The sequence below is a fragment of the Falsibacillus pallidus genome (assembly GCF_003350505.1).
Classification (GTDB): Bacteria; Bacillota; Bacilli; order Bacillales; family DSM-25281; genus Falsibacillus; species Falsibacillus pallidus.
The window spans coordinates 432,744-456,966 of the sequence record NZ_QQAY01000003.1; the positions used below are offsets into that span (position 1 = coordinate 432,744).

Annotated in this window: 17 protein-coding genes, 21 tRNA genes and 1 rRNA gene; 6 read left to right on the forward strand and 33 right to left on the reverse strand. The window is 43.8% G+C overall.

What is annotated here, in order from left to right:
- Positions 1-80 precede the first annotated feature (80 nt).
- The 4 genes from yidD (at position 81) to DFR59_RS08710 (ending at position 3,905) form a co-directional block, all read left to right on the forward strand.
- Positions 81-326, forward strand: a complete 246-nt coding sequence (gene yidD, locus DFR59_RS08695) for a membrane protein insertion efficiency factor YidD (protein ID WP_114745233.1) — start codon at positions 81-83, stop codon at positions 324-326.
- Positions 327-445: 119 nt separating this feature from the next.
- Complete coding sequence (locus tag DFR59_RS08700; RefSeq protein WP_114745234.1) at positions 446-1,375, forward strand: metal ABC transporter solute-binding protein, Zn/Mn family; 930 nt, start codon at positions 446-448, stop codon at positions 1,373-1,375.
- Positions 1,376-1,502: 127 nt separating this feature from the next.
- A complete protein-coding gene (locus DFR59_RS08705) occupies positions 1,503-2,858 on the forward strand; it encodes a cytochrome ubiquinol oxidase subunit I (RefSeq protein ID WP_114745235.1) in 1,356 nt (451 codons plus the stop codon).
- Positions 2,859-2,870: 12 nt separating this feature from the next.
- The gene (locus tag DFR59_RS08710) at positions 2,871-3,905 is read left to right on the forward strand and encodes a cytochrome d ubiquinol oxidase subunit II (RefSeq protein WP_114745236.1); all 1,035 of its coding nucleotides are present in this window, start codon (positions 2,871-2,873) and stop codon (positions 3,903-3,905) included.
- Positions 3,906-3,936: 31 nt separating this feature from the next.
- Here DFR59_RS08710 and menC read toward each other — a convergent pair whose 3' ends face one another.
- The 6 genes from menC to DFR59_RS08740 form a co-directional block, all read right to left on the reverse strand.
- On the reverse strand, positions 3,937-5,040 hold the full coding sequence (gene menC, locus DFR59_RS08715) for an o-succinylbenzoate synthase (RefSeq protein WP_281269345.1): 1,104 nt from the start codon (positions 5,038-5,040) through the stop codon (positions 3,937-3,939).
- Positions 5,041-6,519: an o-succinylbenzoate--CoA ligase gene (locus tag DFR59_RS08720; RefSeq protein WP_114745237.1), complete on the reverse strand. Its 1,479-nt coding sequence runs from the start codon at positions 6,517-6,519 to the stop codon at positions 5,041-5,043. It abuts the gene before it with no gap.
- 121 nt (positions 6,520-6,640) lie between these two features.
- A complete protein-coding gene (gene menB / locus DFR59_RS08725) occupies positions 6,641-7,459 on the reverse strand; it encodes a 1,4-dihydroxy-2-naphthoyl-CoA synthase (RefSeq protein WP_114745238.1) in 819 nt (272 codons plus the stop codon).
- A gap of 13 nt (positions 7,460-7,472) precedes the next feature.
- Entirely contained in the window at positions 7,473-8,282 is an 810-nt protein-coding gene (gene menH, locus DFR59_RS08730) for a 2-succinyl-6-hydroxy-2,4-cyclohexadiene-1-carboxylate synthase (RefSeq protein WP_114745239.1), read from the reverse strand.
- Entirely contained in the window at positions 8,282-10,042 is a 1,761-nt protein-coding gene (menD, locus tag DFR59_RS08735; RefSeq protein ID WP_114745240.1) for a 2-succinyl-5-enolpyruvyl-6-hydroxy-3-cyclohexene-1-carboxylic-acid synthase, read from the reverse strand. The genes menH and menD overlap by 1 nt, the downstream gene beginning before the upstream one ends.
- Positions 10,039-11,430: an isochorismate synthase gene (locus tag DFR59_RS08740; RefSeq protein WP_245948416.1), complete on the reverse strand. Its 1,392-nt coding sequence runs from the start codon at positions 11,428-11,430 to the stop codon at positions 10,039-10,041. Before DFR59_RS08740 ends, menD begins: the two co-directional genes overlap by 4 nt.
- A gap of 256 nt (positions 11,431-11,686) precedes the next feature.
- Between DFR59_RS08740 and DFR59_RS08745 the strand changes: the two genes are divergently transcribed.
- Both DFR59_RS08745 and DFR59_RS08750 read left to right on the forward strand, forming a co-directional pair.
- Entirely contained in the window at positions 11,687-12,610 is a 924-nt protein-coding gene (locus DFR59_RS08745; protein ID WP_114745241.1) for a 1,4-dihydroxy-2-naphthoate polyprenyltransferase, read from the forward strand.
- 157 nt (positions 12,611-12,767) lie between these two features.
- Entirely contained in the window at positions 12,768-13,529 is a 762-nt protein-coding gene (locus DFR59_RS08750; RefSeq protein ID WP_114745242.1) for a TraR/DksA C4-type zinc finger protein, read from the forward strand.
- 31 nt (positions 13,530-13,560) lie between these two features.
- Here the strand turns inward: DFR59_RS08750 and DFR59_RS08755 are convergent, their stop codons facing one another.
- From DFR59_RS08755 to rrf, 27 genes are all read right to left on the reverse strand, one after another.
- Positions 13,561-15,972, reverse strand: coding sequence for a glycogen/starch/alpha-glucan phosphorylase (locus DFR59_RS08755; RefSeq protein ID WP_114745243.1), 2,412 nt, complete (start codon positions 15,970-15,972; stop codon positions 13,561-13,563).
- Positions 15,962-17,413 carry a glycogen synthase GlgA gene (gene glgA / locus DFR59_RS08760; RefSeq protein ID WP_114745244.1) on the reverse strand — a complete coding sequence of 484 codons (1,452 nt, stop codon included), beginning with the start codon at positions 17,411-17,413 and terminating at the stop codon, positions 15,962-15,964. The genes DFR59_RS08755 and glgA overlap by 11 nt, the downstream gene beginning before the upstream one ends.
- Positions 17,410-18,429: a GlgC family sugar phosphate nucleotidyltransferase gene (locus DFR59_RS08765; RefSeq protein ID WP_114745245.1), complete on the reverse strand. Its 1,020-nt coding sequence runs from the start codon at positions 18,427-18,429 to the stop codon at positions 17,410-17,412. Before DFR59_RS08765 ends, glgA begins: the two co-directional genes overlap by 4 nt.
- A 17-nt stretch (positions 18,430-18,446) precedes the next feature.
- Entirely contained in the window at positions 18,447-19,595 is a 1,149-nt protein-coding gene (locus DFR59_RS08770) for a glucose-1-phosphate adenylyltransferase (protein WP_114745246.1), read from the reverse strand.
- Positions 19,513-21,471, reverse strand: a complete 1,959-nt coding sequence (gene glgB / locus DFR59_RS08775; RefSeq protein WP_114745247.1) for a 1,4-alpha-glucan branching protein GlgB — start codon at positions 21,469-21,471, stop codon at positions 19,513-19,515. The genes DFR59_RS08770 and glgB overlap by 83 nt, the downstream gene beginning before the upstream one ends.
- Before the next feature lie 371 nt (positions 21,472-21,842).
- Positions 21,843-21,914, reverse strand: a tRNA-Glu gene (locus DFR59_RS08780).
- 8 nt (positions 21,915-21,922) lie between these two features.
- A tRNA-Ser gene (locus DFR59_RS08785) sits at positions 21,923-22,013 on the reverse strand.
- Positions 22,014-22,028: 15 nt separating this feature from the next.
- Positions 22,029-22,100: transfer RNA gene (locus tag DFR59_RS08790), tRNA-Asn, on the reverse strand.
- Between the two features lies 1 nt (position 22,101).
- Positions 22,102-22,178, reverse strand: a tRNA-Ile gene (locus tag DFR59_RS08795).
- A gap of 9 nt (positions 22,179-22,187) precedes the next feature.
- Positions 22,188-22,261 (reverse strand) — tRNA-Gly (locus DFR59_RS08800).
- A gap of 5 nt (positions 22,262-22,266) precedes the next feature.
- Positions 22,267-22,342, reverse strand: a tRNA-His gene (locus DFR59_RS08805).
- A gap of 38 nt (positions 22,343-22,380) precedes the next feature.
- A tRNA-Phe gene (locus tag DFR59_RS08810) sits at positions 22,381-22,456 on the reverse strand.
- Between the two features lie 172 nt (positions 22,457-22,628).
- Positions 22,629-22,705 (reverse strand) — tRNA-Asp (locus DFR59_RS08815).
- 4 nt (positions 22,706-22,709) lie between these two features.
- A tRNA-Met gene (locus DFR59_RS08820) sits at positions 22,710-22,783 on the reverse strand.
- A gap of 163 nt (positions 22,784-22,946) precedes the next feature.
- A tRNA-Ser gene (locus DFR59_RS08825) sits at positions 22,947-23,039 on the reverse strand.
- Positions 23,040-23,064: 25 nt separating this feature from the next.
- Positions 23,065-23,141 (reverse strand) — tRNA-Ile (locus DFR59_RS08830).
- 4 nt (positions 23,142-23,145) lie between these two features.
- Positions 23,146-23,222: transfer RNA gene (locus DFR59_RS08835), tRNA-Met, on the reverse strand.
- A gap of 17 nt (positions 23,223-23,239) precedes the next feature.
- Positions 23,240-23,315 (reverse strand) — tRNA-Ala (locus DFR59_RS08840).
- 16 nt (positions 23,316-23,331) lie between these two features.
- Positions 23,332-23,408, reverse strand: a tRNA-Pro gene (locus DFR59_RS08845).
- A 15-nt stretch (positions 23,409-23,423) separates the two neighbouring features.
- Positions 23,424-23,500: transfer RNA gene (locus DFR59_RS08850), tRNA-Arg, on the reverse strand.
- An 8-nt stretch (positions 23,501-23,508) separates the two neighbouring features.
- Positions 23,509-23,597: transfer RNA gene (locus DFR59_RS08855), tRNA-Leu, on the reverse strand.
- A 9-nt stretch (positions 23,598-23,606) separates the two neighbouring features.
- A tRNA-Gly gene (locus DFR59_RS08860) sits at positions 23,607-23,681 on the reverse strand.
- 4 nt (positions 23,682-23,685) lie between these two features.
- Positions 23,686-23,767: transfer RNA gene (locus DFR59_RS08865), tRNA-Leu, on the reverse strand.
- A gap of 3 nt (positions 23,768-23,770) precedes the next feature.
- Positions 23,771-23,846 (reverse strand) — tRNA-Lys (locus DFR59_RS08870).
- Between the two features lie 16 nt (positions 23,847-23,862).
- Positions 23,863-23,938 (reverse strand) — tRNA-Thr (locus DFR59_RS08875).
- 105 nt (positions 23,939-24,043) lie between these two features.
- Positions 24,044-24,119, reverse strand: a tRNA-Val gene (locus DFR59_RS08880).
- A gap of 9 nt (positions 24,120-24,128) precedes the next feature.
- Positions 24,129-24,223, reverse strand: a 5S ribosomal RNA gene (gene rrf, locus DFR59_RS08885); the annotation flags it as partial.

A 24,223-nucleotide genomic window follows, 5' to 3' on the forward strand; every position in this document is an offset into this window, starting at 1 on the left:
TATTTATATGAATTATCGAATTTTAACGTTCATACTTTCCATGGTATACTTAAGGCTAGTGAAGGAGACGAAATTCGCTTATGAAATTTCTATTTGTAAAGCTCATTCGATTTTATCAAAAATTCATATCACCCATTAAACCGCCTTCATGCAGATTTCATCCAACGTGCTCACATTATGGTCTTGAAGCCGTTCAGCGCTTCGGAGCGCTAAAAGGCGGATGGCTTACCATCAAAAGAATCGGCAAGTGCCACCCATTTCATCCCGGTGGATTTGACGATGTTCCCAATAAATGGCCTGGTTTCTTTAAAAGCAAGAGAGATTAAACTCTTGCTTTTTTATTTTGCTTTATGTAAGATAATCTTTGTTAAATCGGAATGATTCTTATTTTACAGCTTATAAATCGAAATGCTTACGTTTTAAGAAGAAAGGAGAAACACACCTCGTGCGTATTATACACTCATTGATTGCAGTTCTATTAGTGATCGCTTTAGCTGCCTGCGGCAATTCCGAATCAGATCAAAAAAGCAGCCATAATAAGTTGAACATCTATACAACTGTTTACCCTATAGAAGAATTCACTCAAAAAATCGGAGGAAAATATGTATCCGTCCATACCATTTATCCACCGGGCTCCGATGAGCATACATTTGAACCTTCCCAGAAAGACATGATGGATCTGGCAGACTCTGACATGCTTTTTTATGTAGGATTAGGTTTGGAGGGTTTCGTTAATAAGTCGGAACAGACATTAAAAAACGAGAATGTAAAACTGATTCCTCTTGGCAGCAAAATAAAAATAGACAAATCAGCGGCACATTCAAATGACGATGGACATCAACATGGTGATATCAACCCTCATATCTGGCTCGATCCGGTATATGCAAAAGAAATGGCCAAACAAATCGAAATTTCTTTGGCTAAAGAAATGCCATCCCATAAAGATGAATTCCAAAAAAATTATGATAACCTAGCATCAGACCTGGATGACCTGAATCAAAAATTCAAAGAGATGGCAGACTCTGCCCCACAAAAAAAATTCATCGTTTCACATGCGGCCTACAGCTATTGGGAAACAAGATATGGATTGGAGCAAATATCGGTTGCTGGCATTTCAACTTCTGATGAACCATCTCAAAAAGAATTAAAAAACATTGTAGACTTGGCAAAGAAAGAGAATATTAACTACATTCTTTTTGAACAGAACGTGCCATCCAAATTAACAGATGTAGTAAAAGATGAGGTTGGAGCCCAAGCCCTGACACTGCATAATCTGGCAGTCTTAAATCAAAAAAACATAAAAAACCACGATGATTACTTCAGCTTGATGAATCATAACATCGAAACATTAAAAACAGCCCTTAACAGCAAATAACCTTCCTAAAAGCAGTGCGGATCATATTTCCGCACTGCTTTTTTGTGCCTCAATTAAAAACAATGAATAGTTGCAGGAAATATGTGGACAATAAGGAAAAACTGATAGTTAAAAAGGAGTAAGCAAAATGGACGACTTGACTTTGGCCAGATCTTTATTCGGCACAACCATGGCCTTTCATATTATTTTTGCAACATTGGGTGTAGCCATTCCGATGATGGTCCTCGTAGCGGAAATACTCTATCAACGGACCAATAACAGGGAATATGTCATTATGGGAAAAAGATGGACACGGGCTTTCGCGGTTCTTTTAGGGATCGGAATTCCAACCGGGACGATCGCAGGAGTCCAGCTTTCCCTCTTATGGCCGGGCTTCATGGAAGTCATCGGGCGTGTCATGGCCCTGCCTTTCCAAATCGAGATGTATGCCTTTTTCGTTGAAGCCCTGTTCATGTCCATCTATGTCTACGCCGCAAACCGCATAGCCCCTTGGATGCGAATAGCAAGCCTTATCCTTGTGGCAATTGGAGGATTGGCATCCGCTGTATTGATCACGAATGTCCATGCATTTGAAGGGACGCCTGCCGGTTTTAGGATCAGCGGCGGAAAAATTGTGGACGTCGATCCATGGAAAGCATTTTTTAATCCAAGCTTTTTAGTGACTGCCGGACATGTGGCTCTATCAGCCTATGTGACTGGAGCATTTACTATTGCATGTGTCTCAGCCTTTAAAATGCTGAAGAATGAGTACGGATCAAAAGTCTATAAATTCCACCAAAGAGCTTTGACCCTTTGTTTATTTACGGGAGGAATCTTTGCACTGTTGACTGCTTTGAACGGACATGAATCTGCTCAGAAGCTGCATGAATACCAGCCAGAAAAACTGGCAGCCGCTGAAGGGCTTTTTGAAACACAGACGCATGCACCTCTAGCGATCGGGGGATTCACTGACCGTAAAACGGAAGAAGTGAAGTTTGCCATTGAGGTTCCGTGGGCTTTGAGTTTCCTCGCTGGAAACAGCTTTGATACCGAGGTGAAAGGGCTGAATGACTTCCCGGAGGAATTCTGGCCGCCGTTGTTCATCCATACCTTATTTAACATCATGGTGGGAATCGGAAGCCTATTAATCTTAATTGGTTTGGCAGCATTTATCTGGACCAGGATATTAAAGAAAGATCGGTTCCCTAAATGGAGCCTTTGGCTTTTTGTCTTGTCCGGCCCGTTAGCCATCCTCGGAATCGAGTCAGGATGGATCTTTGCGTGCACCGGCAGGCAGCCATGGACCATTTATCATATTCTGACCACGGCTGACTCCGTTACATCGTCAGGCAACATCGGGATTCTGTTCGTTCTCTTTACTGGGATGTATATATTCCTGAGTGTCGTAGTCGTGCTTGTATTGCTGTACTACTTTAAAAAGAACCCGGCCATCAAGGACTTGGAAAAAGACGATTCATCAAATGATGTATCCATTTACACATAAGGAGGGATTCTGATGGGGAGTGCATTAATTGCGATAACCATCCTATGGGGATTTGTCTTTATCTATGCCGTCATGGCCACCATGGACTTCGGTGCCGGATTCTGGTCGATGATCTATTATAATCGGGATAAAACGAAAGCCACCAATATTGCCAACCGGTACTTGTCACCGACTTGGGAAGTGACGAATGTCTTCATCGTAGCCATCGTGGTGGCAATCTACAGCCTCTTCCCTGGTGCAGCTTATACATTGGGGACAGTCCTGCTCATTCCGGGAAGCATGATCCTTCTACTTCTGACCATACGAAGCGCATTTTTAGTCTTTTCCCACGTGGCGGATCACTATCGAAAAATGCTTACTTATATTTCGGGTATTTCAGGGATCCTCATACCCGCTTTATTAATCAGTGTCCTCCCCGTATCCCATGGAGGGTTCGTTGATTTTTCCAACGGTAAGCACACCTTATTGATCAGGGATCTATTCACTAGTCCAAATGAATATGCATTTATTGCATTCGCCATCTGCAGCACCTTATTTCTATCATCCTTGCTTTTGGCCGATTATTCGAAGGCTGCGAAGGAATGGGATGCTTATAAAGTGTACAGGAAAGATTCTATGATTCTTGGTCCCATTACGCTATTGTCGGCATTTTTCATTATGTGGACATTAAAATCAGAAGCACCATGGCTCTATGGAAAAATGATGGACCATCTGCCTCTTTTGCTTGTTTCTTTATTATTTTTCATCATAGGCGGCTTGGCGATCTACCTGCCAAAAGATAAGAACGGGATGAGAGGATATCCGCGGGCGGCTGTCATTGCGGTTACAATTCAATATATGGTAGCAAGCTATGTATATGGCCATGCACACCTTCCTTATTTCATTTACCCTGATTTAGACATCCAATCCGGCTTTACGGATCCCAGCTCATTTCGAGCTGTCTTTACCATTTATATCATAGGATTTTTGATTCTCTTCCCCGGATTTGTCTACTTTTGGAGTTTGTTCATGAATGATAAAAGGTATGTGCGGCAGAAATCTGAATAACAGAGAAAAGCAGGGATATCCTCCCTGCTTTTCACCATTTTATTTCCTCTTTGTGAATGGTCACTTCTTTTAGGCGTTTTTCATTTATTTCAAACCCTATTCCGCTTTTCATCGGGGCCTGGATCCGGCCATTTTTCACTTCGATTTGCGGATCAATGATATCCTCTTCCCAAAAACGGCTGGATGATGAAAGGTCTCCAGGAATCGTAAAGCCTTCAAGTGTGGAAAGTGCAATATTATGAGCCCGGGAAATGCCAAATTCAATCATTCCCCCGCACCATACATCAATACCATTTGCAAGACAGAGGTCGTGGATTCTTTTAGCGGGATGTATGCCCCCCACTCTTCCGATCTTAATATTGATGACTTGACAGCTTCCCAGCTTGATGGCGCTTTCTGCATCATGAAAGGTTGAAATGCTCTCATCCAAACAGACCGGAGTTTGAATCTGCTTTTGAAGGATTGAATGATCGACAAGATCATCCACTGCCAGAGGCTGTTCGATCATCATGAGTCCAAATGGATCCAATGCTTGTATTGCTTCGACTTCTTCCAAGGAATAGGCAGAATTGGCATCGGCCATTAGCGGCAGATCGGGATATCTTTCTTTTATCTGCTTAATGAAGGCAAAATCTTTTCCGGGAGAAATTTTGATTTTCACCCGTTCATATCCTTCGTTAACATATTCTTCAATTTGCCGTTCTGCCTGCTCCACAGAATTGGCAGCAACCACTACCCCTGCTTTTACTTCCCTTCTCACCCCGCCGATCCATTTCCAAAGCGGCTCACCATTCTCTTTTGCTTCAAGGTCCCAAAGAGCTGTTTCTATCCCGGCTTTGGCCATATGATTCCCTCTTATTTTTTCAAATACAGAGGATAACCTTCCAGGAGTTGAGGCTTTTTCCTTTTTCATCAGAGGGATTATGACATCTTTCAGCATATGGAGGGATGTTTGGACAGTTTCCTCGGTATACCAAGGGGTAGAGAAAGCCACAGTTTCTCCGTACCCCTTCACTCCATCCTCGCTGAGGGCTTCGACAATGATTCCTTTGCGATTATTGACCACTTCAAGATGCGTATAAAATGGATTTTTCAAAGGCATTTCAATTACATAAAGATTGATCTGTTTTAACACTCATTTCACCTCAGATATCAAACCCGGCAATTGGCGGCGCAATAGCTTATTGGAAGCATTTCTCGGGAGTTCATTTACAAAATGGATTTTCTTTGGGAGTTTATATTTCGCTAGATTGCGACGGCAATAGTCGAGAAGCTCATGTTCAGTCAAATCTTGATTCGACACAACAAAAGCGTGCGGAACCTCTCCCCATTGTGGATCGTCCATCCCTTTGACTCCTGCATCCGATACATCAGGATGGGAGAGCAATACATTCTCGATTTCGGCAGGATAAATATTTTCTCCTCCGGAAATGATCAAATCCGATCTTCTATCCAGTACATAAACAAAGCCATCTTCATCAAGGTAGCCGATATCCCCTGTCTTGAACCACCCATTATGGAAGGATTCTTTATTTGCATCATCCCGGTTCAAATATCCGTGTGTTACATTCGGGCCTTTCACCACAATTTCCCCTTCGACGTTTGGAGGGGCATCTTCCTGATCCTTCATAATCTTTACTTGGCACGGGAATAATGGCTTCCCTGCAGAACCCAGTTTCCGGATGCTGTCTTCCGGTGCAAGCGTGACAATCTGCGATGAGGTTTCTGTCATGCCGTATGTTTGGAACACAGGAATCCCCTTATCCCTGCACTGTTCCAATACAGTCAATGGGGCTGGTCCGCCGCCAAGGAGCATGCATCTAAACTGCTCATGATATTCTTGATCATTTAAGTCTGCAAGAAGCCTTTGCAGCATGCTGGTCACTACAGAGAGAATTGTGATTTCCCCTTGAATTAAACACTGATTGATTGCTTCAACATCAAATTTAGAAAATAATCGTACGGGCATTCCATAGATGACACTGCGCATCAATATGGAAAAGCCGCTTATATGAAATAAAGGGACCGTACATCCCCACACATCTTTTTCACTCAATCCTAAATTAAGGGACGATCCGGATGCGCTCCACCAATGGTTGCCATACGTTTGCTTGACTCCTTTTGGCCTCCCTGTCGTTCCGGAGGTGTACATGAGTGAACAGATGGAATCAAGTGAAAATTCCTCTTCTGGCTCAAATGCACTTTTAGGAGAATCTATTAATTCCGATAATGATATGCAAGTCAGTTCTGGGCACTCGTTTTGAATTTCTTTTAATTTCCCAAGGGACTCGGCATCTGCAATCAAAAGCTTTGCATTTGCGTCTTGAAGCTGCCAAGCCAATTCTGAAGGGGTGAGGCGAAGGTTTAAGAATAAGGTTTTAGCACCCGTTTGCTGCTGGGCATGGATGACGGAGAATGTATCAATATGATTGGACAACATTATTCCAACAGTATCTCCTTTGCTGATGGAATAACTGGTGATTTTAGCAGCCAAATCTACAGCCTTTTGGAAAAGGTCATGAAAGGTGAGCGTTTCATTTTCGAAAATGACCGCTTTTCTTTCAGGTGTAAGATAGGCTCTTTGTTTTAGCCAATTCGGCAAGCGCTGTTCCATGATGTTTCCTCCTGAAAAAGAAAGCTTGATGGCAGGACCATCAAGCTTCCGGATTGATAAGTTTAAGTGGATTCCTTTTCGTGATCCAGCTCCAGCGGCTCGAGGCCGCTTACGCTTTTTATTAAGGGAATCTTGGGAATTGTCCGTAGTCCGGGCTGCGTTTTTCTTTGAATGCGTCGCGTCCTTCTTTTGCTTCATCTGTTGTGTAGTAAAGAAGAGTTGCATCCCCAGCAAGCTGCTGCAGACCTGCAAGACCGTCAGTATCAGCATTGAATGCTGCTTTTAGGAAGCGAAGTGCTGTAGGGCTCTTTTGAAGCATTTCTTCTGCCCATTGTACAGTTTCTTCTTCAAGTTTTTCTAATGGTACTACTGTATTGACAAGCCCCATATCCAATGCTTCTTGTGCATTGTATTGGCGGCATAGGTACCAAATTTCTTTTGCTTTCTTATGTCCGATGATACGAGCCAAATAACCGGCGCCATATCCAGCATCAAAGCTTCCTACTCTTGGACCTGTTTGTCCAAAGATCGCATTTTCTGCTGCAATAGTAATGTCACAAACAACATGGAGGACGTGTCCGCCGCCGACTGCATAACCTGCTACCATCGCGATTACCGGCTTTGGAATGACACGGATCAAACGCTGCAAGTCAAGAACATTCAAGCGTGGGATTTGATCTTCCCCAACATATCCGCCATGGCCGCGGACTGTTTGGTCCCCGCCTGAACAGAATGCCAAATCTCCAGCACCTGTAAGAATAATGACACCAATGTTAGAATCATCACGTGCATAAGCGAATGCATCAATCAATTCAGCCACCGTTTTCGGCGTGAATGCATTTCGCTTTTCAGGACGGTTAATCGTTATTTTTGCAATGTGGTTATACGTTTCATAAATAATCTCATCGTACTTTCTACCAGCTACCCATTCATAGGTCATTTTTTCTTCCTCCTTATGTAGTTAATAAAAACTCCTCTATCATTTTACCAAACTTTGTCGAATGTTCCACATGTAAAGCATGTCCGCATTCAGAAATTTTATGAAAAACAGCATTTGGGAGCCTTTTTTTCATTTCTTCGTTCAATAAACAGAACTTTTCATCGAGTTCTCCTGCCAATAATAGAACCGGCATCTGGAGATTCTCAAGGCTGTCCCACCAGCTTGGCTGTGCCCCTGTTCCCATCCCCCTCAAACTGTTCGCCAAACCAAGAGGGTTACAGTTTAAACGCTGATCCCTTATTTTCTGCTGCTTTTCGGCAGGAAGCTTTTTCTGCGATGAAAATAAAGCGATATCTTCCCAATAATCTACAAAGGCCTCTATGCCATCATTCAGCAGGATTTGACTAAGCTTCTCGTCAGCTATTTGCCTTGAGCTTCGTTCATCCTCTGACTTCAACCCGGGCGAAGAACTCTCGAGGATCAGTCTTTTTACCTTTTCAGGAAATAAGACCGCAAATGTAAGTGCGAGTCTCCCACCCATTGAATAACCCAGGATATTGACTGAAGCCAAATGCAGCTCCTCGACAATCCGATTCAGATCATGAGCACATTTTTCAATACTGTATCGATGATAATCACTTGGTATATCGGACTCTCCGTGGCCAAGACAATCAATGGTGATCACACGCAACTTCCCGGACAGCTGATCCTTTAAGTCGTCCCATGTACTTCCATCCCCTGTAAACCCATGCAGGCAGATGAGGGGCTCCCCCTCCCCCACGGATTCGACAGCATAATAGACCTCATCGATGAAGATTTTCATTATTTGTCACCTTTTAGATAGTCTTCAATTTCCCGGGAAACAGTATTCCACAATTCTCGATGAACTTGTACATTTTTTTCTCTGTTTGTCTGTACTTCAATGATCTTCAATCCGTCATTTTCTGCATGATTTATCAAAGCTGAATTAAAATCATCCCAGTTTTCTGCCAATATATAATCTGCTCCGTATAAAGCCGCAGTATGCTTGAAATCGAGATTCGTCGGCGTTCCGAATAGCAGCTCAAAATGAGGGGCTTTTTCTGCCTGAGGCAGGTAGGAAAAAATTCCGCCCCCATTATTATTCAAGATGATAATAGTTAAATTCAGTTTGTTCATATTCGCTGCCAAGAGACCATTCATATCATGGAAGAAGGACAGGTCGCCAATCACCAAATGCATCGGATGTATATGGGCGCTTGCTCCCAGGGCACTCGAAACCACTCCGTCAATGCCGTTTGCACCGCGGTTGGCCATGACGTGGATGTTCTTCTTGTTATTGAAAAAGAACGAATCGATATCACGGATGGGCATACTATTTCCAACAAATATCCCGCTGTTTTCCGGAAGATTATTGGCCATTTCAAAAAATACTTTACCTTCATCCATATCTTCTGCCAATTCAATTTGAGACATATTTTTTATTGTTATGGAATTGATCTCTTTCCACATCTTTAGCCAGCCGGTGTTTCTTTTTTCATCTCCGGCCCGCTTGATCAAACTTTGACAGAAGGAGTTCTCATCGCTATAGACCATTGTGGTGGATATATGGGATGGGTCTCTCCAGCCGCTTCCGGAATCAACGACCACGTGCTGGGCAGATTTAAGATTTTTCATGAACAGCATGGCTGATTTTGAAACAGGCATTGCCCCCAGCCGTAAGACTACATCTGGTTTTAGTTCCTGTTTCACAGCTTCTGTTCTGAGAAATGCATCGTATCCTTCCAGCAGAATTTCCTGGTTTACATCTTCCGAACAGCTTCTCAACTGTGAAAGTGGGTCTGGAAGGACCGGATAGCCAAGCCTTTCAGCAAGTTCGATAATCGGACCTGCTGCTGCATCCATAGGACCACATACAATGATCCCTTTTTCATGTTCAGAGAAAATAGAGAACAATTCATCCAATTGAGTATCATCTAAATGCAATGAACCATTCATTACTTTAGGGGGCATGCTTTTCTTATCCGTTCCATTGACAGATTCAAAAACTTCCCCGCTTAAGTCGGGGATGAGCGGTTCACGGAATGGGAAATTAAGATGAACCGGTCCGGAAGGGTTGGATTTTGCAGCACCCACTGCCCTGTTTGCAGCGGCTTTCACATAGCTGATCATGGATTCATCATTTTCAGGGAGCGCCATTTCATTGAACCATTTCACATGGGAGCCGAAAAGATGAATTTGATCGATAGCCTGCGGAGCCCCTACATTCCTTAGCTCATGGGGACGGTCAGCTGTCAGTACAATCAACGGCACCCTTGAAAGATTCGCCTCCACAATGGCAGGAAAATAGTTTGCTGCGGCTGTCCCGGATGTACATAAAAGCACGACAGGATTTTTCGATGCCTTGGCAAGCCCAAGAGCAAAGAATCCTGCAGATCTTTCATCCACATTCATATATAAATTGATGGACGGATGTTCTGCCATCAGAATGGCCATAGGGGTCGACCTGGATCCAGGGCTTACGACCATATCTGTGATGCCCGCTTGTACAAGTTCATCTATGAATGAAGCTGTATATCGAGTTAATGATTGTGTATGGCTCATGATTCTATTCCTCCAACAGCTCTCAACATCGGTTTAAGCTTTATCCTTGTTTCAGTGTATTCACTTAATGGATCGGAATCAGCTACAACCCCGCATCCAGCATATAGAAAAGCTTCATTGTTCTTTAAAAGACCCGAGCGTATTGCCACTGCAAATTCTCCATTGCCCCGGTAATCGAACCAACCGATGGGAGCAGCATATAATCCTCTATCCATCTTTTCCTTCTGTCGTATCACTTCCATTGCCTTTTCCCTTGGTTCTCCCCCAAGTGCAGGGGTAGGATGCAAAGATTGAATGAGGGCAGACAACGGAGTCTCTTCATCAATGGTACCAACGACAGGGGTGTATAAATGCTGGATATCCCTCAATTTCAATAACGTCGGGCCTTCTGGAATTTCCACATCCTTGCAGTATTTTGCAAAGACAGATTCAATCATGCGAACGACAAACGCATGTTCTTGAAGATTCTTTTGATCGTTCAGCAATTCCAATCCAAGGCGATTATCCTCTTCATCTGCCGTGCCCCTGCGGATGGAGCCTGCGAGGCATGTAGACAGAACCTTGCTTCCGTTCTTTCGAATCAATCTCTCTGGAGAAGCCCCGATAAAGCAGCTTTCACCTGATTCAAATGCAAATGTGAAGCTGTCAGGCTGTTCATTCAATAAAGCCTCTAACACATTCGGAGGTTTAATGGTCTCTTTGAAAACTGCCTTGATTTTTCTGGCCAGGACCACTTTTTGCAGTTCTCCAGCCCTCAATTTCTCGATGACATCCTCCACTGCCTGAATCCATGCTTCCTTATTGATTTCTTCAATGGAAGCTTCTTCTCCGGACTTCATCCCCTGCACTTTCTCACCCATGGACAAAAGATCATTTATGTCAGTCTGGATTGCAGATTCTTCTTCATTATTCGGCATGCATAAAATATTCACTGTCAGATATTTTTTACCTTGAGAAATAGTGAGCATATGTCTTGGCAAATAAAATTGGCTTGCAGCATAATCTGCCCATTCTTCCTCTTTTTCGCTTAGAGGATCAAATGAATATCCTCCAAACAACAATGGGCCCGTACCAGGAATATCCGACGGGTTATCGATGACCGCATCGTCGATTAAGCGCTTCCACTCCGATTCAGCCTCAAAAAAGCGATGGTCCACTTCGTTATATTGAAATGATTTTTCCACACCTATTCCTGCCAAGATGAGTTCATTGGAGGAATCTTTCCAGAAAAAACGTTCTCCTCGATACTTTTCTTTTCCATTTTTAAAGAAAGTAAGGGGGTCGACAGCATTCTGGACCTCTATCGTTGAACTAAATAAAACCTGTCTATTCTCTTGTTTGGCTTTCATAAAAGCATTGTTGATTTTAGATTGCTGAATAATGGCCAATTTCTTCCCCCCACTTATGCCTTTACTTCGCTAATATGCAAATACAACTAAAGATACACCCTAAATAAAATGCATGTCAATCATATGACAATTATCCTTATTATAATATATACCCCGTTTTTTTTCAGGTAAAGCCGCTCGTCGTAAGGAAAACACTCCCTCCATATGGACAAAAAAGTCATTGACACCCACTGTCCCATTACCTACACTTTAGTTTGTAAAGAAATTGCAACATATATAAAGGGAGAGACATATTATGGGTGTTCATTCTACTCCGGCTATTGAAAGAGATCATGGGTTTAAAATTTGGTGGCAGCTTATGCGGCCTCATACGCTTACGGCTGCATTTGTACCGGTGCTCCTTGGATCCGTTCTAGCCTTGAAATACACAGATATCCACTATGGATTGTTTGCTGCGATGCTGATTGCAAGCCTTCTGATACAGGCAGCTACCAATATGTTTAATGAGTATTATGATTATGTAAGGGGCCTTGACAATGAATCGTCTGTTGGAATCGGGGGAGCAATTGTCAGGAATGGCGTCAAAGCGAAAACGGTCTTGAACCTGGCTTTGAGCTTTTACGGTATTTCAATGCTTCTTGGCGTCTATATTTGTATGAAGAGTTCCTGGTGGATTGCTTTGATCGGCCTTATCTGCATGGTGGTTGGCTATTTTTATACTGGAGGCCCTATTCCGATTGCCTATACTCCTTTTGGGGAGTTGACCGCGGGGCTATTCATGGGTGTTGCTATCATTTTGATTTCATTCTACATTCAAACCGGCAGCGTAACCATTTCAAGCATTTTATTCTCGTTTCCGATCTTCCTTCTGGTCGGTGCCATCCTTTTGGCTAATAACATCAGGGATCTTGATGGTGACAAGCTTAATGGCCGAAAAACCCTTGCAATCCTGCTAGGTCGAAAAGGTGCGATCTATCTTCTTGGGGCCATGTTCCTCATATCTTACTTATGGATCGCGGCGTTGATTGTTTTCATGCATGTTTCGTTCTGGATGCTATTGACTTGCCTCAGCATCCCTAAGGCTGTACAGGCAATCAAAGGGTTTATCGGAAAATCGGCTCCGATCCAAATGATGCCTGCCATGAAAGCCACCGCACAGACCAATACAATCTTCGGCTTTTTGCTGACCGTCGGATTATTCATTGCTTATATTATTTAATATCGATCTTCAAAAAGGATTGCCAATAGTCGGCAATCCTTTTTTATGTTTGAGAAAAGTATTTGGGGATAAATATTAAAATAAAACTTCTTCATGATTTAGGTTTTAGAAGACAATACTAAACAAAGACGAAGTTACTCGAGAAGGAAGTGTAGATATGCTCACAACAGAACAGCTTTCCACATTGAAAAAGGAACTTACTGAACAGAGACAGCAGTTTACAGGACACTTAAAAAGAGAGACTGAAAATATGGAAAACCGCAGCCAAAGCGAAAATTCCGGAGAACTTTCCATGTACGACAATCATCCCGCGGATATGGGAACAGAATTGTACGAAAGAGAGAAGGATTTTGCATTGGATGAACATGAAAAATCCGAATTGGAAAAAGTGAACCAGGCACTGGAGGCAATGGAAGAAGGCACCTACGGAAATTGTAAAACATGCGGGCAGGAAATCCCATTTGAGCGTCTGGAGGCCATTCCTACAACTCTCTACTGCAAGGAACACTCCGATGCACAACATATTGCCAGTGATCGTCCTGTTGAAGAAGATCTGCTGGAGCCTGCCCACGGAGATACATTCCGCCACCAAAACCAGGATGGCATAAGGGATTATGAAGACAGCTTTCAAGAAGTTGCGAGGTACGGGACTTCCGAGACTCCTTCTGATTTCAAGGAAAGCGTTGAAGACTTTGAAAGTCTTTATAATGAAGACGATTATGATACAGAAGGATTTACGGAAGACTATGAATCCTTTGTTGCCACTGATATCGACGGAAAGAATCGAAAAGTATATCCTTCAAAAAAACATGAGGAGTACGAAGAAAGACTGGAGTCCGAGGATCTTGAATCCCCGATTGGAAACATCCCATATAAAAAGCGGGACAGCTATTTGGATGATGATAAAAAGAATGATTAGTCAAAACAAAAACGGCGGAAATCCGCCGTTTTTATTTTGCTAAGAAATTGGGAACAGGATGAATTCCCCATATCTCTTCAGCATATTGCCCAATTGTTCTATCACTCGAAAAATAACCTGAATACGCAATATTTTTTAAACTCATGGAAAGCCATTCATCCCGCTTTTGATATACTTCTCCCGCCTTCTCTTGAATGGCCGCATAAGAAGCAAAATCCCTAAGGACGAAGTATTGATCATTTCCGTCTACAAGCGAATCGAAAATCGGCAAAAATTCTTCCGCACCGTCTGGTAGGAAACCGTCAACCAGCTGATCGACCACCCGTTTGATTTCTTCATGATGGTGGTAATACTCTGCTGAATGGTAGCCGCCCTGTTGTTGATATCTCAAGACTTCCTCGGCAGTGAGGCCAAAAATGAAGATTCCATTAGTCCCGACTTTTTCATAAATCTCCACGTTTGCCCCATCCATCGTGCCTACTGTCACAGCCCCGTTCATCATTAGCTTCATATTTCCAGTGCCCGAGGCTTCCTTGCTTGCAGTCGATATCTGCTCACTTATATCAGCGGCAGGGATGATTTCTTCTGCTAATGAAACGCGGTAATTTTCCGTGAATATGATTTGAATGCATTCTCTTGCCACGGGATCACGGCTTATTTTATCTGCGACGGTATGAATCAGCTTGATAATTTTCTTTGCATAATAATATCCCGGTGATGCCTTTGCCCCAAATATGAACGTGCGTGGATAAAATTTAAAGCTGCGGTCATCTTGGATCCGATTGTATAAATGCATGATATGCAGAATGTTCAAGAGCTGCCGTTTGTAGGCATGCAGCCTTTTAATATGCACATCAAAAATGGATGTTGGATCAATGGCAATTTGCTGTTTCTCCCAGATGCGTTTGGCAAACTGTTCTTTCCTTTTTTGTTTGATCATATCCAATTGCTGTAAAAACGCTCCATCATTCAGGAATCCACTTAATCTTTCCAATTCATCGGGATGATGGATCCATTGATCGCCAATTGCATTGCTGATCAAACTTGATAATTCAGGATTGGCCTTTAAGAGCCATCGTCTGTGGGTGATCCCATTCGTTTTATTATTGAACTTGAAAGGATAAAATTGATGAAAGTCATTCATTTCCCGCTCTTTTAAGATTTCAGTATGAAGATGCGCCACCCCATTCACACTGAAGCTCCCTGCTATCGCTAAATGAGCCATCTTGATTTGGCTATGTGAAATGATGGCCATCCGTTCGATTCTTTCCCAGTCACCCGGGTATGCTTCCCATAATTCTTTGCAGAACCGTTCGTTGATTTCTTCCACAATCATGAAGATCCGGGGAAGAAGGGGTTTGAACAAATGGACAGGCCATTTCTCCAACGCCTCAGACAACGTCGTATGGTTGGTATAGCAAATGGTTTTGCTGGTGATGTCCCACGCTTCTTCCCAGGAAAGGGAAAATCGATCTATTAAGATTCTCATCAACTCAGGGATTGCCAATACGGGGTGGGTATCATTGATATGGATGCAAACGTGATCGGCGAAATCATTGATGACGCCTTTTCTATCTATATATTGTTTGATGATGGCAGATAGGCTTGCCGAAACGAGGAAATACTGCTGCTTCAGCCGAAGGATCTTCCCTTCATCGTGTGCATCGTCAGGGTAAAGGAATTCAGTGATGGCTTCGGTCTCCCTCTTATATTTCAGGATATCCCGTCCTGCCGGGTAAGGTGAAGCTTCCGCACTCCATAGCCTTAATGTATTGACCGTACCATTTTTATAGCCTGCAACCGGTACATCATAAGGGATGGCCGTGACATATTCCGCATCCAGATGGGAGAATGTCAGCCTGCCGTCCCGGAAATGGCTCTCCACCCTTCCCCAAAATGGGATTTCCACTGCCAGATCGTTTTTTCTCACTTCCCAGACATGACCGTTTTTCAGCCAATGTTCCGGCAATTCAACCTGATAACCATCAACAATCTTCTGTTCGAATAATCCATGCCTATACCTAATCCCGCAGCCATGGCCAGGCAGCTGAAGAGAGGCAAGGGAATCCATAAAGCAAGCGGCCAGCCTTCCAAGTCCCCCATTGCCAAGGCCGGCATCCGGCTCCATTTCCTCCAATTCTTCAAGCGGGATCCCCAAATCAGACAATCCTTCTTTAACGACGTCATAGATTCCTAAATTAAGCAAATTTTGAACAAGGACCTTCCCAAGCAAAAATTCAATAGAAAGGTAGTAAACTTGTTTGTTTTTCGAAATTCGGTACTGTTCATTGGAATTGATCCAATCCATGCTGATATGCTCTCTGACCATGTGGCCCAAAGCCATAAAATGATCGTTTGGATTGGTTTCCTGGAAACCCTTCCCGCTCATCATTTCCAACCTTTTCAGGAAAGCAAGCTTAAATTCATCTCTGTCAGAAAACATGGCTTTCTCTCCTGGCCAACAGACTGCTGTACAGTTCTTCATAATGAGAAGCAGATGCCTCCCAGCTATGATTCTGTTTCATTGCATTCTGTACAATATGCTTCCATTTGGACTGATCATGGTAAAACTTAAGTGCACGTTCAATCGTGAACAGCATGTCATGGGCGTTGTAATTTGAGAAGCTGAATCCGTTCCCTTCATTCGTAAATTCATTAAAAGGCAGGACCGTATCTTTTAAACCGCCTGTCTCCCTTACAACAGGGACCGACCCATATCTCATGGCAATCAACTGCCCCAGCCCGCAAGGTTCAAATTTCGAAGGCATAAGGAATAAATCCGCCCCCGCATAAATCTTATGCGCCAATTGTTCATCAAAACCGATGACTACCCTTACCTTTTGCGGATAGTGATCGGCCATTTCCCTGACAAAATTTTCGTATTCGGCATCACCTGTTCCTAAAATGATGAGCTGAACATCGTGAGCAAGGATTTCATGGAATACTCCCCTTATCAGATCGATTCCTTTTTGTTCTGTTAATCGGGAAATCATCGCCGCAACCGGAATATCCGTAGAAACTGGCAATTGGAATGACTCTTGCAGATTTAATTTATTGGCTTCTTTTCCATCAAGGGAATCAGCATCATAATTTTTTATCAGCCAAGGATCATTTACCGGGTCATATAAATCGTAGTCAATGCCATTCAAGATTCCTTTGAGAGAAGCTGAGCGCTTGCTCAATATGCCGTCAAGCTTCTCCCCATAGTATTCGGTAAGAATTTCTTTACTGTAAGTCCTGCTTACAGTCGTAATTTGATCTGCTGTGGCAATGGCTGCTTTCATAAAATTGACGTTTCCGTAAAATTCAGCTAACCGGCTGTTATAATAGGATTCGTCAATGTTTAATAGATCCGTAAAAACTGATTTAGGGAAGATCCCCTGAAACTGTAAGTTGTGGATGGTATATACCGTTTTTATGAACTCATAGCCTGATTTTCTTTGGTAATCAGCCCTAAGGCATAGCGGCACCATTCCCGTATGCCAATCATGGCAATGAATGATTTCCGGGAAGAAAGAAAGGTGTTCAAATGACTCAAGAACCGCTCTGCAAAAAAACGAAAAACGCTCCCCGTCATCAAAATGGCCGTACATTTCGCTCCGGTTAAAATAGTATTCATGATCAACGAAGTAATATACAATCCCTTCCCATTCTAACTTTTCAATTCCGCAGTATTGATTTCTCCAGCCCATTTGGACCCGAAAATCACACGCATGCTGCATCTTTTCTTTAAATTCAAGGGGAATCTGACCGTATTTAGGCATCATCACCCTGATATCATGACCTCTTTCCTTCAGTTTTTTTGGGAGGGCACCCGCTACGTCAGCCAATCCACCTGATTTTGCAAATGGAACGCATTCTGAGACAACGAATAATAGTTTCATAAATTCATCAGTGCTCCCTGTGTGGTACCTTTCTGTAGGACAATAGGAGATGATTTTTGCCCTTTCAGGTGAACCCCATTTTCGATTTTTACTTCTTTATCCAGCATGACCGATTCTAACAAGCAATCAGATCCGATTTGGCTTTTCTGCATAATGATGCTATTTTTAATGACCGTTCCTTTAGCGATTTTCACTGCCCTGAAGATGATGCTGTTTTCCACGTGCCCCTCAATGACGCAGCCGTTGGCAATCATGGAATTCTTTACAACTGCACCGCTCGAATACCTCGTTGGCGGTTCATCTTTCACCTTGGTGAACACAGGCTGGTCCCCTACAAATAATTGTTTCCAAATCGTCGGATCGAGGAGTGATAGACTTACCTCATAATAGTTCTCTATCGAATCAATCATCTTTGTAAAATTTGTAACTTCATACTTTCCTACCTGGTAGCGGCTTTTGCCTCTATTGACCACATCTTTCATGCTTAAGAATCCTGTTTGCTGCCGCGATGTGATCAATTCAATGAGGAGAGCTGTCTTTAAAATATACATCTCAATCGTTTTTCCATCATGGCAGATTTCAGTAATATCACAGCCCGTCTGAATATGCCTTTCCAAGATTGGCTGAAAGTTCATGGTATTCATGGTGAAGCAATTGCTGATCAATGAATATTCCTGTGAGCTTCGATAAAAGAAGTCCAAGTGATGAGAAAAGTGGCAGAAAGCACCTGCTTCCCCATCCCCTCCTGGTGCCGGGAAGAAAAATAAGCCATCACGCTTCCTATTCAGATCCCAATTTTTCCCTGATTCTAAATGATCCATCAATGACCTATATTGTGATTTCGGAAAAATCCCCACACTCTGAATCCCCGAATTCACCATATTGGAGAGGATAAAGTCGATCAATCTATATCTGCCGCCGATCGGAACAGCTGCAAGTGAGCGATTAGACATCAATGGCTCCAGTAATTCGTGGCTTGTTGTGGCATCGATGACACCAAGCAATGATTTATTCATTCTTCTCCCCCTGCCCTTCAACCGATATTAAGTGTTCTTAAATAGTCTTCCGTCACCAAAAGAACATCTGAAGATGCATCATCGGGATAGATGCGTGCACCATCAGGGACCTTGACCGATGAGGATACGATGGCTCTTTCAATATAGACATTTTCGCCAACAACGGCATCAGGCATAATGACCGATTGATAAACCTTTGAATTCCGCCCAACATAAGCCCCTTGAAAAAGTACGGATTTTTCAACATCCCCTTCCACGACACACCCTTCATTGATCAGAGATTCTTCCACAACAGCATCCCGCCCGATATATTGCGGAGGCTGATTCGGATTGACAGAATAAATCCTCCAGTCATGGTCAAACAGATTGAGTTCACAGTTTTCTTCCAAAAGATCCATGTTTGCTTCCCAAAGACTATTGACTGTACCAACATCCTTCCAATATCCGCTGAAAGGATAGGCAATCAATCTTTTATTCTCTTTTAACATCATCGGGATGACATCCTTCCCGAAATCATGCGAAGATCCAGGATTCATGCTGTCCCTCTGGAGGCTATCCCTTAAAATGCTCCACTTGAAAATGTAGATCCCCATTGATGCAAGGTTATTCTTCGGGATATCGGGCTTTTCTTCAAATTCAATGATTTCCATGCTTTCATTCGTGTTCATGATGCCGAATCGGCTGGCTTCTTCCCACGGAACTTCAATGACGGAAATCGTGGCATCTGCTTTTTGCTCGATATGGTACTGAAGCATTTCCGAATAATCCATTTTGTAAATGTGGTCCCCTGACAAAATTAAGACATATTCCGGATTGAACTGCTCCAGATAATTAAAATTCTGATAGATGGCGCTGGCAGTCCCGCTGTACCACCTGACCTGGGATGACTCGCTATATGGAGGCAATACCGTCACTCCCCCGCTTTTCCTGTCCAGATCCCATGCACTTCCGATGCCGATATAAGAATGAAGAAGAAGCGGCTGGTATTGCGTCAGGACACCGACTGTATCAATTCCTGAATTCGTACAGTTGCTCAGCGCAAAATCAATGATTCGATACTTCCCCCCAAATGGGACTGCAGGCTTAGCCAAAGTTTGTGTTAATGAGTTTAACCGACTTCCTTTTCCTCCCGCTAACAGCATTGCTACGCAATCGACTTTTACCATTGATGTCTTGCTCCTTTCGTTGGATGGATGGTTTGAGATAAATAATGGAGTATGGCGGGATGGTAAGCTCGATATTATGAGGCTTGCCGTGATATACCCCTTTTCTGGAAGTGATGGGGCCATCATTAATTCTTCCTAATCCGCCGAAATCCGAATGGTCGCTATTTAATATTTCCAAATAAAAATCAGCCTCTAAAACCCCCACTTTATATTGATAGTATGATTTCCCGCTGAAATTACAGATAACAGTGACAAAATCATGTCGGTTCAATCCATGACGGATAAACGAAAAAATCTGCTGATCTGAGTTATTTACATCAATCCATTCAAAGCCTTCCTGCCTGTCATCCATTTCAAATAAAGGAGGCATATATTGATATAAATGAAGCAATTGCTTCAAGAATACATTTGTTTTTTGATGCTGCTCATACTCCATTAAGTTCCAATCCAGGGCCCTCGCTTCATTCCATTCTGAAAAAGAAGCAAGTTCTGCTCCCATGAACAGCAATTTCTTGCCCGGATGTGCCACAAGATAACCAAATAGAAGGCGAAGCTGTGCAAACTTATCCTCGTAATTCCCAGGGCATTTGTCGAGCAATGACTTCTTTCCATGAACCACTTCATCATGGGAAAGGGGGAGGATGAATTTTTCCGAAAAAGCATACATCAAGGAAAATGTAATAAGGGAGTGTACATCTTTTCTTTCCTCTGGAGGTGTTTCCATATATCGAAGGAGATCATTCATCCAGCCCATATTCCATTTATAGCTGAATCCCAGACCCTCATCTTGTACACTGGCTGTCACCCCCGGAAAATCAGAAGAATCCTCTGCAATCATCAGCACACTTGAATCATATTGATGGACAAAACCATTCATTTCCCTTAAAAACTCAATTGCACAGTGATTGAATTGGGCCTCTTCATTCGGCCAGTAGAGGATATTGGCCACTGCATCAACCCTGAATCCATCTATATGAAAGCAGTTCATCCAATAATGCAGATTAGAGATCAGAAAACTTTTCACTTCCCTCTTGCTGAGATCAAAGTTTGCCGTTCCCCACACTCCATTCTCCCTATGTTTTTCATTTTCATATTCAAATACACAATCACCATCAAACTGAAATAGACCATGAGCATCCTTGCAAAAGTGACCGGGGACCCAATCCAGGATCACACCGATGTTCGCAGCATGCAGCCGATTGATTAAATTCATCAAGTCAAACGGACTTCCATACCTGCTGGTAGCCGCAAAATAGCCTGTACCCTGGTACCCCCATGAACCATCAAATGGATGCTCTGCAAGCGGCATCAGTTCCACATGTGTGAAGAAATGTTCCTTCACATATGGGATAAGCTCATCAGCAAGCTCAGAATAGCTTTTAAACCCGTTCTCACCATTTCTCCTCCAAGAGCCCAGATGAACTTCATATATCGCAGCAGGGACCTTTATGGAGCTTTTAAGGGATCTATTTCCCATCCAGTCATGGTCGCTCCATTGAAATCCATTTAATCGATAGATGATCCCTGCATTCCCCGGCCGAAGTTCAGTATAAAAAGCAAATGGGTCCGTTTTATCCAAACGGTCCCCCCTTCTTGTCAAAATCCTATATTTATACTGATGGCCCTCCAGGTTTTTCGGAACCTGCAAGCACCAGCATTCATGCCCTTCCCTCTCCATGACATGGGCACTCCCATCCCATTGATTAAATGAACCGATCACTTGCACCTGAATTGCATTAGGCGACCACACACAGAACCTGGTGACATATTCTTTTCCTATACGATAAACATGCGCACCAAAAAGATGATATGCCTGAAAAAGCTTTCCTTCATGAAACAAATGAAACTCATTTTCCGTGGGGTTCATAACCTCCATACGCGGACCACCTTCAATAATTAAAAATGTTATGTTCCAATTTCGTGCAGCATGAAAGAAACCCTTTTAATAAAAAAACAAAAGTATCGACAATGTTTAAGGAATATTGTCAGAATTTCGTATAAATTGGTGCCTGGTGCATGTATGACAGATCATGAAATGGTGCCTGTCACTCCCCGACTTTTGTGGGTATGAAGGCGATGGCGCAAAGGAGTGTGATTTTCGCGCATAAGAGGCACTAATCGGCGCATAATAGTCAATTTTCGCGCATAGACCCGTCGTTCTCGCGCATAGAGCATGTATGACAGAGCAAATTTTTATTAAACGCAAAAAAACAGGAAGAGAATAATCTCTTCCTGTTTCTTATTTGATGACCCGTACGGGATTCGAACCCGTGTTACCGCCGTGAAAGGGCGGTGTCTTAACCGCTTGACCAACGGGCCGTTATATATGGCGGAGAAGGAGGGATTTGAACCCTCGCGCCGCTTACGCGACCTACACCCTTAGCAGGGGCGCCTCTTCAGCCACTTGAGTACTTCCCCATATAAAAAAAATAACTCCGCAGGCAGGACTCGAACCTGCGACCGATCGGTTAACAGCCGATAGCTCTACCACTGAGCTACTGCGGAATGGTGGGCCTAAGTGGACTCGAACCACCGACCTCACGCTTATCAGGCGTGCGCTCTAACCAGCTGAGCTATAGGCCCAAATAATATTGGAGCGGGTGAAGGGAATCGAACCCTCATCATCAGCTTGGAAGGCTGAGGTTTTACCACTAAACTACACCCGCATCTATGGGGCGACTGATGGGAATCGAACCCACGAGTGTCGGAACCACAATCCGATGCGTTAACCACTTCGCCACAATCGCCATAGTAGAAAAATGTTTTGATGGTACAAATTAAAAAATGGTGGCTCGGGACGGAATCGAACCGCCGACACATGGATTTTCAGTCCATTGCTCTACCGACTGAGCTACCGAGCCTAAATAATATTTATTCCTAAACTAGCAAGTAGTTGTCCATTGTCCCCATCTCAGGAAGCTTATGCAAGCAGCAGCTCGATGGGTACAACTCGGTGAAAATTCAAAGTTGCTTATGCTCGTTGCTCTACCGACTGAGCTACCGAGCCTCTACTGTTTTTGCCAAAAAAATAAATGGCGGTCTGGACGGGACTCGAACCCGCGACCTCCTGCGTGACAGGCAGGCATTCTAACCAACTGAACTACCAGACCAAAATTGCGGGGACAGGATTTGAACCTGCGACCTTCGGGTTATGAGCCCGACGAGCTACCAGACTGCTCCACCCCGCGACGATAAAAAATAATTATTTAGTGACCTTACGCAAAAGTTTTGATAAGACCACCCCGACTTCAGTAAGCTTATGCAAGATGCAGCTCAGTCGGTGCGCTGAAGTGATACCTTCGAAGTTTATTCGAACGTACTCCACCCCGCGACGATTAAAAAGAGAAAATATGGAGGAGGAAGAGGGATTCGAACCCCCGCGCGGTATAACCCGCCTGTCGGTTTTCAAGACCGATCCCTTCAGCCAGACTTGGGTATTCCTCCGTGTTGTATAAAAAATGAATAGAAATGGTGGACCTTGTAGGACTCGAACCTACGACCGGACGGTTATGAGCCGTCTGCTCTAACCAACTGAGCTAAAGGTCCATTATGGTAGCGGCAGAGGGGATCGAACCCCCGACCTCACGGGTATGAACCGTACGCTCTAGCCAGCTGAGCTACGCCGCCAAAAGTTAAAAATCATATGGTGGAGCCTAGCGGGATCGAACCGCTGACCTCCTGCGTGCAAAGCAGGCGCTCTCCCAGCTGAGCTAAGGCCCCATATCATGTGTGTAAATGGTCGGGAAGACAGGATTCGAACCTGCGACCCCTTGGTCCCAAACCAAGTGCTCTACCAAGCTGAGCTACTTCCCGTTATTAAAAATATTATGGCGCGCCCGACAGGAGTCGAACCCATAACCTTCTGATCCGTAGTCAGACGCTCTATCCAATTGAGCTACGGGCGCATAATAAATGGTGCCGAGGACCGGAATCGAACCGGTACGGTAGTCACCTACCGCAGGATTTTAAGTCCTGTGCGTCTGCCAGTTCCGCCACCCCGGCGATAAGAACTGGAGCGGAAGACGGGATTCGAACCCGCGACCCCCACCTTGGCAAGGTGGTGTTCTACCACTGAACTACTTCCGCAGAATGCGGGTGAAGGGACTTGAACCCCCACGCCTTGCGGCGCCAGATCCTAAGTCTGGTGCGTCTGCCAATTCCGCCACACCCGCTAATGGTGAGCCATGAAGGACTCGAACCTTCGACCCTCTGATTAAAAGTCAGATGCTCTACCAACTGAGCTAATGGCTCTTACTATTCAAAAAAGTGGTGCCGGCAAGAGGACTTGAACCCCCAACCTACTGATTACAAGTCAGTTGCTCTACCAGTTGAGCTACACCGGCGGTGTAAGAGAAGTATTTTTAAGAATACTTTTAAGGAAGATTATTTTACTTTGCTTTGAAGTTAAGGATGATTATTTTACTCCGCTTTGCTGCGTAAAAAATCTATGGTGGAGGATGACGGGATCGAACCGCCGACCCCCTGCTTGTAAGGCAGGTGCTCTCCCAGCTGAGCTAATCCTCCATATGTATTGCCCGGCGACGTCCTACTCTCGCAGGGGGAAACCCCCAACTACCATTGGCGCTGAAGAGCTTAACTTCCGTGTTCGGTATGGGAACGGGTGTGAC